Origin of the sequence: Mesorhizobium sp. ZC-5 (assembly GCF_025753855.1) — a bacterium.
In the GTDB taxonomy this organism is placed as follows: domain Bacteria; phylum Pseudomonadota; class Alphaproteobacteria; order Rhizobiales; family Rhizobiaceae; genus Neomesorhizobium.
The window spans coordinates 446,721-458,900 of sequence record NZ_JAOWPT010000003.1 but is presented as its reverse complement, the minus strand read 5'-3'; the positions used below and the strand labels follow the sequence as shown (position 1 = coordinate 458,900).

At 63.3% G+C, this 12,180-nt stretch carries 11 protein-coding genes and 1 tRNA gene; 4 read left to right on the top strand and 8 right to left on the bottom strand.

The window, feature by feature from the left end; genetic code table 11:
• Window positions 1–26 precede the first annotated feature (26 nt).
• Both OHD58_RS10855 and OHD58_RS10850 read left to right on the top strand, forming a co-directional pair.
• Complete coding sequence (locus tag OHD58_RS10855) at window positions 27–1,016, top strand: DUF1624 domain-containing protein (RefSeq protein ID WP_263803262.1); 990 nt, start codon at window positions 27–29, stop codon at window positions 1,014–1,016.
• Window positions 1,013–1,489 carry a methyltransferase family protein gene (locus OHD58_RS10850; RefSeq protein ID WP_263803261.1) on the top strand — a complete coding sequence of 159 codons (477 nt, stop codon included), beginning with the start codon at window positions 1,013–1,015 and terminating at the stop codon, window positions 1,487–1,489. The genes OHD58_RS10855 and OHD58_RS10850 overlap by 4 nt, the downstream gene beginning before the upstream one ends.
• Window positions 1,490–1,492: 3 nt before the next feature.
• On the opposite strand, the gene OHD58_RS10845 is transcribed toward OHD58_RS10850, so the two are convergent.
• The 4 genes from OHD58_RS10845 to OHD58_RS10830 form a co-directional block, all read right to left on the bottom strand.
• The gene (locus OHD58_RS10845; protein WP_263803260.1) at window positions 1,493–1,879 is read right to left on the bottom strand and encodes a MerR family transcriptional regulator; all 387 of its coding nucleotides are present in this window, start codon (window positions 1,877–1,879) and stop codon (window positions 1,493–1,495) included.
• A 130-nt stretch (window positions 1,880–2,009) separates the two neighbouring features.
• Entirely contained in the window at window positions 2,010–2,210 is a 201-nt protein-coding gene (locus tag OHD58_RS10840; protein WP_263803259.1) for a hypothetical protein, read from the bottom strand.
• 102 nt (window positions 2,211–2,312) lie between these two features.
• Window positions 2,313–3,731: a magnesium transporter gene (mgtE, locus tag OHD58_RS10835; protein ID WP_263803258.1), complete on the bottom strand. Its 1,419-nt coding sequence runs from the start codon at window positions 3,729–3,731 to the stop codon at window positions 2,313–2,315.
• A 208-nt stretch (window positions 3,732–3,939) separates the two neighbouring features.
• Window positions 3,940–4,024, bottom strand: a tRNA-Leu gene (locus OHD58_RS10830).
• A gap of 190 nt (window positions 4,025–4,214) precedes the next feature.
• Here OHD58_RS10830 and lipB point away from each other — a divergent pair.
• Window positions 4,215–4,973, top strand: a complete 759-nt coding sequence (gene lipB / locus OHD58_RS10825) for a lipoyl(octanoyl) transferase LipB (protein ID WP_263803257.1) — start codon at window positions 4,215–4,217, stop codon at window positions 4,971–4,973.
• A 1-nt stretch (window position 4,974) separates the two neighbouring features.
• Window positions 4,975–6,741 (top strand): gamma-glutamyltransferase, encoded by a 1,767-nt coding sequence (gene ggt, locus OHD58_RS10820; protein WP_263803256.1) that lies wholly within the window; start codon window positions 4,975–4,977, stop codon window positions 6,739–6,741.
• A 20-nt stretch (window positions 6,742–6,761) separates the two neighbouring features.
• Here ggt and OHD58_RS10815 read toward each other — a convergent pair whose 3' ends face one another.
• The 4 genes from OHD58_RS10815 to proS form a co-directional block, all read right to left on the bottom strand.
• Window positions 6,762–8,063: a site-2 protease family protein gene (locus OHD58_RS10815; RefSeq protein WP_263803255.1), complete on the bottom strand. Its 1,302-nt coding sequence runs from the start codon at window positions 8,061–8,063 to the stop codon at window positions 6,762–6,764.
• A 424-nt stretch (window positions 8,064–8,487) separates the two neighbouring features.
• The gene (locus OHD58_RS10810; protein WP_263803254.1) at window positions 8,488–9,168 is read right to left on the bottom strand and encodes an ABC transporter ATP-binding protein; all 681 of its coding nucleotides are present in this window, start codon (window positions 9,166–9,168) and stop codon (window positions 8,488–8,490) included.
• Between the two features lies 1 nt (window position 9,169).
• Entirely contained in the window at window positions 9,170–10,477 is a 1,308-nt protein-coding gene (locus OHD58_RS10805; RefSeq protein WP_263803252.1) for a lipoprotein-releasing ABC transporter permease subunit, read from the bottom strand.
• On the bottom strand, window positions 10,474–11,802 hold the full coding sequence (gene proS, locus OHD58_RS10800; protein WP_263803251.1) for a proline--tRNA ligase: 1,329 nt from the start codon (window positions 11,800–11,802) through the stop codon (window positions 10,474–10,476). The genes OHD58_RS10805 and proS overlap by 4 nt, the downstream gene beginning before the upstream one ends.
• Between the last annotated feature and the right edge of the window lie 378 nt (window positions 11,803–12,180).

Sequence of the window (12,180 nt, the reverse complement as noted above, 5' to 3'; positions counted from 1 at the left end):
GCGGCAAACCGCTGCAACAGGAAGGCATGGATTCCAAACCAGCGTCAATGCCGCCCAGGGGGCGTATTCCGATAATCGACCTCGCCCGCGGCGCCGCGCTGGTGGCGATGGCGATCTATCATTTCACCTGGGACCTCGAGTTTTTCGGCTACGCCGATCCAGGCTACACCGCAGTCGGCGGCTGGCGACTGTTCGCCCGCTGCATCGCCTCCAGCTTCCTGTTCCTGGTCGGCGTCAGCCTGTTCCTCGGGCACGCCAGGGGCATCCGCTGGCCAGGTTTCCTGCGCCGCCTCGCCATGGTCGGCGGGGCCGCGCTCGCCATCTCGCTGGTCACCTGGCTGGCAGTGCCGGGCGGCTTCATCTTTTTCGGCATTCTCCACCAGATCGCCCTGGCAAGCCTGCTCGGGCTGCTGTTCCTGCGTCTGCCGGCAATCGCCACGTTTGCGGTGGCCGTTGCGGTCATCATCGCGCCCAATTACCTGCGCTCGCCCTTTTTCGATCATCCGGCCTGGTGGTGGGTCGGGCTGTCGAGCAGCAACCCGCGCTCGAACGACTACGTGCCGTTGTTTCCATGGTTCGGCGCCGTGCTTCTGGGCATCGCCGCGGCCAGGATTGCCGAAACCACCGGGCTGTTTGCCCGGCTGGCCGGCATTGTTCCCGGCCGATGGTCCTGGCCCCTCGCCTTTGCCGGCCGCCACAGCCTTGCCTTCTACCTTGTCCACCAGCCGGTGCTGATCGGCTGCGTCTGGCTGTTCTCGCAAATTTCGCCGCCGCAGAGCGTCACGCCGCAGGTGGAGTTCCGCAATGCTTGCGAAAGAACCTGCAGCGCGGATCGCGACGAAGAGTTCTGTGCCTTCTATTGCGTCTGCATGCTCGACGGGCTGGAACGCGAAAAGGCGCTCGACAGCCTGTTCGCCGGCGAGCAAAGTGATGCGCTGACGAGCCAGGTCCAGGGCTTGGCCGCGGCGTGCACGGCCGAAACGGACGAGAAGATGTCACGGGGGGCGATCCAATGACCGAGATTCAGGCGCGGCCCAACCGCTTGCCCTGGCCGCCATTGATCTACCTCGCGGCAATCGCGGCGAGCATCGTGCTCCACTTGGCCTATCCGCTGCCGTTCATCGGGCCGCCGCTCTCCGACATCCTGTTTGCCGGCGGCGGGCTGCTGATCATCGGCGTGGTCGCCATCGATGTTTCGGCGATCCGCACCTTGCAGCGGGCGAAAACCACGGTGATGCCGCACCGCGGCTCGGAACATCTGGTGACGAACGGAGCGTTCTCCTTCAGCCGCAACCCCATCTATCTCGCCAACACGATGCTGATGTTCGGCGCAGGGCTGATGTCGCAGATCGTCTGGTTCTTTCCGCTGGGCCTCATCGCCGCGTTCCTGACGCAAAAGCTGGCGATCGAACGCGAGGAACGGCATCTCGAAATACGATTCGGGAAAAGGTACCGCGACTACGCCAAGCGCGTGCGCCGCTGGATCTAGCGGTCAGGTGTTGACGCCCAATTCCACCAGCCGTTCGACGCAGGATTCCTCGGCCTGATCGAGTTCGGCCAGCGTCTCCTCGAGATCGCGGCGCTTCTGCCGAAGATCCTCGCGCTTCTCCTCGATGCGCTTGATCATCAGCTTGAGCTGGCCGACCTCGCCGGGAGGCTCACGATACATCTGGATGATTTCGCGGATCTCGTTGATCGAGAAGCCGAGCCGCTTGCCGCGCATGATCTGCTTGACCAGATGGCGGTCTGAAGGCCGGAACAGGCGGGTGCGGCCGCGCCGCACCGGTTGCACCAGCCCCTCGTCTTCATAGAAGCGGAGCGTGCGCGTCGAAATGTCGAATTCGCGGGTCAGCTCGGTGATCGAATAGTATTCCCGCATCGCCTGCCTTGCCGTTCGAGTCGCGAAAAGCTTCGCACGGCATTTACGTAAAAGTCAATTGTTGGGCGGACGGCCTAGCTTTGGCTGAGACTGGGGTTCAATCCGAAGCGGCCTCGGTCGAGCGTCTTCCTCAGCGAATCCGCAAATTCCGGTTTCGGTGATTCCGGAACGCATAAGTCACATCGTCGCGCAGGATACCCACGTCGTCGAGCATCGCATCTGGCGATTTGCTCATCTCTTCGGTTGCTATCAGCATCGCCTTGCGCCTGGCACGAAGACGATACCAACCGCGAATGTAGTCTGGCACTGCCGGAAAAAACTTCGCTGACATCGAGATGACCCTTTCATCCTTTGCATGCGAATTGGTGCAGACAAACTACGAGAGGGCGAAACCGCGGTCTGTGTGTTTTGTCACAACAGCGGGATTTCCGCTTCAGCCAAGCCGCAGCCACCAGGTGGCGAGGCCGAGAAAGACGACAAACCCGGTGACGTCCGTCACCATGGTGGTGAAGATCGACGACGAAATCGCCGGGTCGGCGCCGTAGCGGTCGAGCACCAGCGGGATCAGGATGCCAGCAAGTGCTGCGGCCAGCATGTTGATGACCATCGCCGAGGCGATGACGATGCCGAGATCGGTGTTGTGGAACCATGCCCCGGCGATCAGGCCGAGAATCACGGCAATGACGACCCCGTTGAGCAGCCCGACCATCACCTCGCGTCTGATGACGCGGCCGGCATTGTAGATGTCGAGGTCCTTGGTCGCCAGCGCACGCACGGTGACCGTCATCGTCTGGGTGCCGGCATTGCCGCCGAGCGAGGCGACGATGGGCATCAGCGCGGCCAGCGCCACCATCTGCTCGATGGTTGCGCCGAACAGGCTGATCACGGTTGCCGACAGAAACGCCGTTGCGAGGTTGACGAGCAGCCACGGCACTCGCGAACGCGACGTGTCGAGCACCGTGTCGGAAAGCTCTTCATCGCCGACGCCGCCCATGCGCAGCAGATCCTCTTCAGCTTCCTGCTGGATGACGTCGACGACGTCGTCGATGGTCAAAACGCCGACCAGCCGCTCGTTCTCGTCGACGACGGCGGCGGACAGGAGGTCGTACTGTTCGAACTCGCGCGCTGCCTCCTCCTGGTCCATGGTGGCCGGTATGGCGTGGCGGGTCTCATGCATGACCTCCTCGATCTTGATCGTCCGCTTGGTGCGCAGAATCTGGTCGAGGTCGACGGCGCCGAGGAGCTTGAAGGTCGGATCGATGACGAAGATCTGGCTGAAATGATCAGGCAGATTCTGATCCTCGCGCATATAGTCGATGGTCTGGCCGACGGTCCAGAACGGCGGCACCGCGACGAACTCGGTCTGCATCCGTCGACCGGCCGTCTCCTCCGGATAGTCGAGCGCACGACGCAGCCTGACCCGCTCGGTGAACGGGAGTTGGGCGAGGATTTCTTCCTGGTCCTCCTCGTCGAGGTCCTCGAGGATGTAGACAGCATCGTCGGAATCGAGGTCCTGGACAGCCTGGGCGATCTGGTCGTTGGGCAGGCTGTCGACGATGTCGAGACGGATCGCGTCGTCGACTTCCGTCAGCGAGGAAAAGTCGAAATCCGAGCCCATCAGTTCGACCAGCGCGCGCCGCTGCTCCGGCAGCAAGGCTTCGAGCAGGTCGCCAAGCTCGGACTGGTGCAGGTCGATGACGTCCCGTTTCAGGGTGAGCGTGTCGCGGTCGGCGATCGCGGCGCCGATATGGGCGAGGAACGAAGCGCGGATCGCCCCGTCTTCGCCGTAGATGTCGGCGGGGATAGCGTCGGGTGCTTCGGCGCCTAGCGCCTGCTCTTCCTGGCCTTTCAACGGCTTCTCCCGTCCGGTTCCAGTGCGTGCCCCAGGATCACGCAGATTCAAAGTGTTAGAGCAGCTTCTGCAAGTCGGCTCGGACGCGCGGCGTTGCCCGACGAATCCACACCACTCCTATCGCGCGGCGTCGCGGAATACAAAAGCAAATGCGTCCGCCGCACGGTGAAGGCGACCGTCGCAAAATCCTGGCTGTTGAGGAAGGTGATGGTGCGGTCGAGAAGACTCGAACTTCCACGGGTTGCCCCACAGCGACCTCAACGCTGCGCGTCTACCAATTCCGCCACGACCGCACGTCACGAAAGAACCGGCTCGCACCGGCCCGCGGCATGTAGCAAATCGTTTCCAGCGAAACAAGTGCGCCGCACGCATTAATTCCCGCGGGTTTGCCGGGAAAAGGCCGGGGCATGAGGCGGTGGCCCGAAACCTCAAACTGGACGTTTGCGCGCTTTGCCGCCATATGTGGGAAAAGCGGAAATCAGCATGCCCGGACGCGACCAGATCACCGCATCATTCCTGCCCCTGCCCGGCTCGGCGCCCGTCGAATGGCGGATCGAAGACGGGCTCGTTCCCTATCCGCGCGCACTTGCCGTGATGGAGGCGCGCGCCGCGGCCATCCGCGACGGAACAGCGCCGGAAATGGTCTGGCTGATCGAGCATCCGCCGCTTTATACCGCCGGAACCAGCGCCCGCCCCGCCGACCTGATCGATCCGGACCGGTTTCCCGTCTTCGACGCCGGACGCGGCGGCGAATACACCTATCATGGCCCCGGCCAGCGCGTGGCCTACGTGATGCTCGACCTCAAGCGGAGGCGCGAAGACGTGCGCGCCTTCGTCGCCGCGCTGGAAGGCTGGATCATCCGCACGCTCGAAAGCTTCAACGTGAAGGGCGAGCGGCGCGAGGACCGGGTCGGCGTCTGGGTGGTCAGGCCCGACCGGCCGCCGCTGCCGGATGGGTCGCCGGCCGAGGACAAGATCGCCGCCATAGGCATTCGTCTGCGGCGTTGGGTGTCTTTCCACGGCATCGCCATCAATGTCGAACCGGACCTGTCGCATTTCGGCGGCATCGTGCCGTGCGGCGTCGCCGACCATGGGGTGACGAGCCTGGTCGATCTCGGTCTGCCCGTAACGCTGGCCGATGTCGATATGGCCTTGAAGTCGTCGTTCGAGGAGATCTTCGGGCCGGCGGAACAAATTCTGGAACTGGGGGGCACAACCTTACCCGAGCGGAGGAGTGCCTGAAATGATATCACCGACAAGATGGGCCGCGGCTTTGTCGATCGCCGCGGCGGCGGCGCTATGGACAAATGCCTCGTTTGCCCAGCAGGCGACCGACACCGTTGCGCCGGAAGCCGCCAGCGGCGTCGCCGCCAAACAGTTGGTGCACGCCAAGCGCCAGATGGTGGTCAGCGCCAACCCGATCGCGACGCAGGCCGGGCTCGATGTTTTGCGGGCAGGTGGAAATGCGGCGGACGCCCTTATCGCGGTGCAGACGATGCTCGGGCTTGTCGAGCCGCAATCCTCGGGCATGGGCGGCGGCGCCTTCCTCGTCTGGTATGACGCCGACAGCCAGAAGATCACCACCTTCGACGGACGCGAAGCCGCTCCGGCCACGGCGACCCCCGCGCTCTTCCTCGGCAAGGACGGCAAACCGCTCGAATTCTTCGACGCAGTTGTCGGTGGTCGCTCCGTCGGCGTGCCCGGCGTGCCGCGGCTCCTCGAAACCGTTCACCGGCGCTACGGCACACGGCCATGGCAGTCGCTTTTCGAGCCGGCGATCAGCCTCGCCGACGCGGGTTTTGCCGTCTCCCCTCGCCTGGCGGCGCTGCTTGCCGATGAAGGCGAAAGGCTCAACGAGGATCCCGGCGCCCGCGCCTATTTCTTCGCGCCGGACGGCTCGCCCTTGCCCGCCGGGCATAATCTACGCAATCCGGACTACGCCGCGACGCTGAGGACCGTCGCGTCGGAAGGAGCCGATGCATTTTATGAAGGCCCTATCGCGGCAAAAATCGTCGAGACGGTGCGTTCTCACCCGACCAATCCCGGCTTGCTGACTCTCGACGACATGGCTGTCTACAAGGTCAAGGAGCGCCCGGCCGTCTGCGCGCCCTATCGCGGCTACGAGGTCTGCGGCATGGGGCCGCCGTCTTCCGGAGCCGTGGCCATCGGGCAGATTCTCGGCCTGCTCGAACCTTTCGACATCGCACCTCTCGGTCCGGACGATCCGGAGGCCTGGCGGCTGATCGGTGATGCCACCCGCCTCGCCTTCGCCGACCGGGGGCGCTACGTCGCCGACAGCGATTTCGTCTCCCTGCCGGAGGGGCTGCTCGACGCCGAGTACCTGAAGGCGCGCTCCGCCCTGCTTCGCCGCCCGACGGCGCTCGGTGAGGATGATGCGAGCGCAGGCGACCCACCCTGGCAAAAAGCCGAACTGCGCATCGACAGCGCCGCGTTCGAAATGCCTTCGACATCGCATTTCGTGATCGTCGATGAGAAAGGCAACATCGCCTCGATGACCACGACGATCGAGAATGGATTCGGCTCGCGGTTGATGACAGGCGGCTTCCTGCTCAACAACGAACTCACCGACTTCTCCTTCTCGCCAGTCGAGGATGGCGAGGCTGTCGCCAACCGGGTGGAGCCCGGCAAAAGGCCGCGCTCATCGATGGCGCCGACCATCGTGCTCAAGGATGGCAAGGCGGTCTTCGCGCTCGGCTCGCCGGGCGGCAGCAACATCATCTCCTACGTCGCGAACACGCTGATCGGCCTGATCGACTGGAAGATGGACATGCAGGCCGCGATCTCGATGCCGCATTTCGTCAACAGGTTCGGTCCCTACGACCTCGAAAAGGGGACGAGCGCCGAAAAACTCGCCAAGGACCTCGAGGCTCTGGGCTTCAAAGTCGCGGTGAAGGACCTGAATTCCGGCCTGCACGGCGTGGCGATCACCCCGGAGGGGCTGGAAGGTGGCGCCGATCCGCGCCGGGAGGGAGTAGCTCTCGGCGATTGAGCCCCGCTGCGCTGTGGTGGTCAAGCGGCGCGACAGACCCGCTCGGATGACGGAAGGGGCGGCGGCTGTGCCGCCCACTTCTCCGCGGCCCATAAAAGGCCGGAACCGTGGACGACAAAAACCGCCACCAGTGCGGCGGCGATGCCCGCCTTCTCGGCCGTCCGGATCGGCTTCAGCGCGCGGCGCGGCTTGACGCCGCTGCCGGTGGTTATCAGGCTCAGGACCACGAAAATGGCTGCGCCGGCGACGAGCATGCCACCGGAAAAGCCCGCGGCGAAGGCAACGCCAAGGAAAGCCGCCAGCATAACGAAGGACGCGACCGCGAGACCGATCTGGCTGGAGAAAAGCTGCCGCAGCACCTGTCCGCCATCGAATTTCCACACCGGCACGAGATTGGCGATGTTGAACAGCGCGGCGCAGCCGGCGAATACCGCGAGAAGTGTGGCAGCCGGGCGATAATCGGCGGCGGCCGCGTAATCACTCAGCATGATGGCGAGTGGCACCAGGAAAGCGGAAAAGCCTGCCCCCATCAGCGCCACGAAAGCCACTTCGAAACGGCTGTCATAAGGGCGTCCGCCGATTGCGATACCGCCGAGAAGCGGGATGAAGATCATGCGAACGTTGCGGTGGCCCATCAGGCGGAACGCCGCCAGATGTCCCAGTTCATGCAATGCAACGACCGCGGTCAGGCATGCCGCTATCGCAAATCCACCGGCGGTGAGCCCGAACAGCGGCCAGATCAGGAATGTCGACAGCGCCGCCAGCGCGATCTGGGTTGTCGGGCGTTCGAACGCGCCGCCCTTGCGGTATTCTCCGGTTTCCATCCAGATCTTGAGCTTCGCCGCCTTGCGACGGAGCGCGAAGAACCTGAAGACCAGAAACGCCAGGCCGCGATAATGGTCGGTCTGCGTCAGCGTGATTTCCGTCCCGCCGTCGCGGTCCACCAGCGTCGCGCTTTCGCGATAGTGCCGCCAGAATGCCGGGTCGAGCGAACTGTCATCGACGATGCGCATCGAAAAACGCTCGCCCTCGACGATGTCTTCCAGCTCTACCAGTCGTTCGATCGGCAGGCCTTCCCGGTCATCCCAACCGATCTTCAGCCGGGCCTGGGAAGGCTCACGGTCCACCGGCTCAGCCGCAACCACCTCGGCTGACCAGCCTGCATCCCGCCCGAATGGCCAAAGCGCCTGCCAGGCGCGTTCGCGCGGTGCATTGGCAACGACCGCGCTGCGAACCGTGCGGATGCCAAGCGGCGCCGCGAGGGCCAGAAAGATCAGGCCGAGATTGACGGCGATCAGCGCTGCGATCGCAATCTGAGACATCCGCTCGGTTCCTCCATGACGGAGGAACCGTAACAAAACTGTCGAAAGAAGCCCTTAACGGGAGAACCTGAAATCGGTGGCGCTCAGCCTCCGGCGATCATTGCCGGAGCGTTTCGTCCCTCAGAGTGCGCCAATCCACAAGGCGGTGGAAATGAGGAATGCGCTCATGCAAACCATCGAAACAACGTCCTGAACCAGATCGGTCATTTGTCTCTCCTGTACCTTTAATGTTTATATTTTGTTCTAATTTTGTTCACGCGTCAAGCTGCAAAGCCGCAGCTTGATCCAGTAGGCCCGGAGGCTGGCGCGAGGGTTAAGAAGAGGTTAGCGGAGCCACCACGATAGGGCGGGCATCAACGCGGTCGACCCGGCGCCGGGCGACCGTGCCCCAGTCCGTTGCTGCCGGGGTCAGCCCGAACGTCGGCTACAGCGTAATGACTTTTCCTTCGCCCAGCGTGACGCGGCGGTCCATGCGGCTGGCAAGGTCATGATTGTGGGTGGCAATCAGCGCTGAAAGGCCGGACTGGCGCACCAGCGCCTCCAGCGCCTCGAAGACGTAGGACGCGGTCACCGGGTCAAGGTTGCCGGTCGGCTCGTCGGCAAGAAGCACCAGCGGCGCGTTGGCGACGGCGCGCGCGATGGCAACCCGCTGCTGTTCGCCTCCGGACAATTCGGACGGCCGATGCTGCGCCCGCTTGCCGATCTTCATGTAGTCGAGGAGTTGGGCTGCCCGTCCCTGCGCCTCGGCGACGCTGAGGCCGCGCACCAGCTGCGGCATCATGATGTTTTCGAGCGCGGTAAATTCGGGCAGCAGGTGGTGGAACTGATAGACGAAGCCGATGTCGTTGCGGCGGATCGCGGTGCGTTCGTCGTCGGAGAGCCGGCCGCAGGCCCTGCCCGCCAGGATGACATCACCCGCATCGGGCTTTTCCAGCAGGCCAGCGGTGTGCAGCAGCGTCGACTTGCCGACACCCGACGGCGCCACCAGCGCCACCATCTCGCCGCGCTTCAGCGAGAAGTCGGCGCCGTTCAGGATCGTCAGCTTGCGCGCGCCCTGAACGTAATGGCGTTCGACGCTTTTCAGTTCGATGATCACGTCGGTCACGTCACTCGTACCTCAGTGCTTCGACCGGATCGAGCTTGGCGGCACGCCAGGCAGGGAAAAGAGTGGCGAGGAACGACAGCACCAGTGCCATCAGGATCACTGAAAACGTCTCGCGGAAATCCATGATCGCCGGCAGCTGGCTGAGGAAATAGAGCTCCGGATTGAAGATCGTCGTGCCAGACAGCCACGAGAAGAACTGCCGGATCGATTCGACGTTGAGGCAGATGACCACACCGAGCAGCACGCCCGCCAATGTGCCGGTGACGCCGATGGCGGCGCCCGTCATCAGGAATATCCGCATCACCGCGCCGCTCGACGCACCCATCGTGCGCAGGATCGCGATGTCGCCGCCCTTGTCCTTCACCAGCATGATCAGGCCGGAAATGATATTGAGCGACGCGACCAGGACGATCAGCGTGAGGATCATGAACATGACGTTGCGCTCGACCTGCAGCGCCGAGAAGAAGGTCTGGTTGCGCTGGCGCCAATCGGCCAGATAGAGCTGGCGCTGCGCCGCCGCCTCGACCGCCGGCTTGAGCGCGTCGATGTTGTCGGGGTTTTGCGCGTAGATCTCGATGGTCTGCGCGCGGCCTTCCATGTTGAAGAAAAGCTGCGCCTCGGCGAGCGGCATGAAGATGATCGAAGCGTCATATTCCGACATGCCGATCTCGAAGATCGCCACCACCGGATAGGCTTTCACCCGCGGCGTGGTGCCGAGCGGCGTGATGTCGCCATCCGGCGAGATGAGCGAGATGGAATCGCCGAGCGACAGGCCGAGATTTTCGGCCATGCGGGTGCCGATCGCCACGCCCTCGCTGGTGTCGAAGCCGACGATCGACCCCTGCTTCACGTTCTTGGCGACCAGTTCGATCTTGCCGAGATCGTCGCCGCGGATGCCCTTGACCAGCGCACCAGTGCCGGGGCCGATCTGCCCGCTGGCGAAAATCTGGCCCTCGATCAGCGGCATGGCGAGTTTCACGCCGGGAACGCCGGCGATACGCGTCGCCACTGCGTCATAATCGTCGAGCGGCGTGTCGATCGGCTGCATGATCAGATGGCCGTTGATGCCGAGGATGCGGGTCAGAAGTTCGGCCCGGAACCCGTTCATCACGGCCATCACGATGATCAGCGTGGCGACGCCAAGCATGATGCCGATGAAGGAGATCGAGGCGATGACGGAGATCACCGTCTCCTTGCGCTTGGAACGCAAATAGCGCCAGGCGACCATGCGCTCGAAATACGAAAACGGTCCCGCTCCCTTGGCGCTTTTGGCCTGCGCCACCGCGGTTCCTGCGGACGCCGCGCTCATGGCTTCGGGCCGAGCGACGCCAGCAGCGTCTCGATTTTCTTGGTGTCGCGCTCCCCGGTTGCGCGGCGCTTGACCTCGATCTCGCCAGCCGCGACACCACGCGGTCCGACGATCACCTGCCACGGAATGCCGATCAGGTCGGCCCTGGCGAATTTTGCGCCGGCGCGCTCGTCGGTGTCGTCCAGGAGCACGTCCAGCCCCGCGGCCTGATGCGCGGCATAAAGATGCTCGCTGACGCGGTCGCAATCGGCATCGCCCGGCTTCATGTTGATGATGACGACGTCGAATGGCGCCACCGATTCCGGCCAGATGATGCCGTTGTCGTCATGGCTCGCCTCAATGATCGCCGCGATGAGGCGGGTCGGGCCAATGCCGTAAGAGCCCATCGAAACAAAATGTTCCTTGCCGTCCGGTCCCTGCACCTTGGCGCCCATCGGCTTGGAATACTTCTCGCCGAAGTGGAAAATATGTCCGACCTCGATGCCGCGCGCCGAGAGCTTCTCGTCGTCTGATATCTGCGTCCAGGCCGCCTCGTCGTGCATCTCGTCGGTCGCCGCGTAAGGCGTCGTCCATTGCTTGACGATGCCGGCGATCTGGCCGTCGTCCTCGAAGTCGGTCGCCTCGCCCGGCACCGGCAGTTCCAGATAGTCCTTGTGGCAATAGACCTGGCTTTCACCGGTATCCGCCAGGATGATGAACTCGTGGGAAAGATCGCCGCCGATCGGGCCGGTGTCGGCGCGCATCGGTATCGCCTTGAGACCCATGCGGGTGAAGGTGCGCAGATAGGAGACGAACATGCGGTTGTAGGCCGCCTTGGCGCCCTCGAAATTCAGATCGAAGGAATACGCATCCTTCATCAGGAATTCACGGCCGCGCATGACGCCGAAGCGCGGGCGCACCTCGTCGCGGAACTTCCACTGGATGTGGTAGAGGTTGAGCGGCAAATCCTTGTAGGACTTCACGTAGGAGCGGAAGATTTCCGTCACCATCTCCTCGTTGGTCGGGCCGTAGAGCAATGCGCGATCCTGGCGGTCCTTGATGCGCAGCATCTCCTTGCCATAGTCGTTGTAGCGGCCGCTTTCGATCCACAGTTCGGCCGACTGGATCGTCGGCATCAGGATTTCCAGCGCCCCGGCGCGGTTCTGTTCCTCGCGAATGATCTGGCAGACCTTGTCGAGGACGCGCTTGCCGAGCGGCAGCATCGAGAAGGAGCCCTGCCCTTGCTGGCGGATCATGCCGGCGCGCAACATCAGCCGATGCGAGACGATCTCCGCCTCGCGCGGGTTCTCTTTCAGAATAGGCAGGAAATAGCGCGAAAGCCGCATGAGGAATTCCGTCGAAAGTGGGATAAAACCGCCGGAATCGGCGGTATCATGTCAGAACATGAATGCAAGCGCTTCATAGCCATTTCGTGGCGGAATTGAAACCCGATCGCTCGAATTGCGCCCGCGGCCCAAAGCGCAAGCAATATCTGCCAATCCATTGTGCATTGCAGCACATGATTGCCCGTTTCGAAGCAAAATTCTGCGTGACATTTCGTTTCACGTTAGGCTAATGTGCCCCGATAACTGAGAGGGCAGGAATAAATCTGCTCTCCTGCGCGGTCAAAGTCTTGGGAGGATGCGATCCTGGCGCGGTCACTCGCAGCCGCCGGGTAAACTGGAAATCGGATCGGACGCGTTTAATTGCAAGGCCTTGTGCCT

Excerpts from the sequence above, each read along its gene's own strand:
- lipB (WP_263803257.1), top strand. The coding sequence starts at position 4,215 with ATGCCCGGACGCGACCAGATCACCGCATCATTCCTGCCCCTGCCCGGC.
- OHD58_RS10805 (WP_263803252.1), bottom strand. The coding sequence starts at position 10,477 with ATGAGCGCGGCGTCCGCAGGAACCGCGGTGGCGCAGGCCAAAAGCGCC.
- ggt (WP_263803256.1), top strand. The coding sequence starts at position 4,975 with ATGATATCACCGACAAGATGGGCCGCGGCTTTGTCGATCGCCGCGGCG.
- OHD58_RS10850 (WP_263803261.1), top strand. The coding sequence starts at position 1,013 with ATGACCGAGATTCAGGCGCGGCCCAACCGCTTGCCCTGGCCGCCATTG.
- OHD58_RS10840 (WP_263803259.1), bottom strand. The coding sequence starts at position 2,210 with ATGTCAGCGAAGTTTTTTCCGGCAGTGCCAGACTACATTCGCGGTTGG.
- OHD58_RS10855 (WP_263803262.1), top strand. The coding sequence starts at position 27 with ATGGATTCCAAACCAGCGTCAATGCCGCCCAGGGGGCGTATTCCGATA.
- OHD58_RS10815 (WP_263803255.1), bottom strand. The coding sequence starts at position 8,063 with ATGTCTCAGATTGCGATCGCAGCGCTGATCGCCGTCAATCTCGGCCTG.
- proS (WP_263803251.1), bottom strand. The coding sequence starts at position 11,802 with ATGCGGCTTTCGCGCTATTTCCTGCCTATTCTGAAAGAGAACCCGCGC.
- OHD58_RS10845 (WP_263803260.1), bottom strand. The coding sequence starts at position 1,879 with ATGCGGGAATACTATTCGATCACCGAGCTGACCCGCGAATTCGACATT.